Below are 310 nucleotides of genomic sequence, written 5' to 3'. Positions count from 1 at the left end.
CGGGACTCGAGTACAGCAAGACGTTCAATCTTGCCCTTGGCACCCACCTCAGTGCCGAGCAGATGGCGGCATTGACCAGTAATATCGTGCTGATGGAAAGCCGCGAAGTCGCCGGGCAAACCGTGCTGGTACCGGTGGTGTATCTGGCGGGAGTGAAACCAGGCGACTTGCGTGCCAACGGGGCATTGATTGCCGCGAATAATATCGAATTAACCGATATGCAGGGTTTCACCAATCAGGGCGCGATGAAAGCCGGCAATAACCTGAGCATTAGCATGGCGCAAGGCATCACGCTCAATAACCGCGGCGG

1 protein-coding gene is annotated in these 310 nt (G+C 56.5%); it reads left to right on the top strand.

All coding sequences use genetic code 11. The features are described from left to right. A partial coding sequence (locus tag V1952_RS22680; protein ID WP_420075652.1) for a hypothetical protein occupies window positions 1-310 on the top strand: 310 nt, incomplete at both ends.

It is taken from the genome of Yersinia sp. 2542 StPb PI, assembly GCF_048593855.1.
Classification (GTDB): domain Bacteria; phylum Pseudomonadota; class Gammaproteobacteria; order Enterobacterales; family Enterobacteriaceae; genus Yersinia; species Yersinia enterocolitica_E.
Note: the sequence above shows the minus strand (reverse complement) of the source record. Positions and strands in the feature narration are given on the sequence as shown.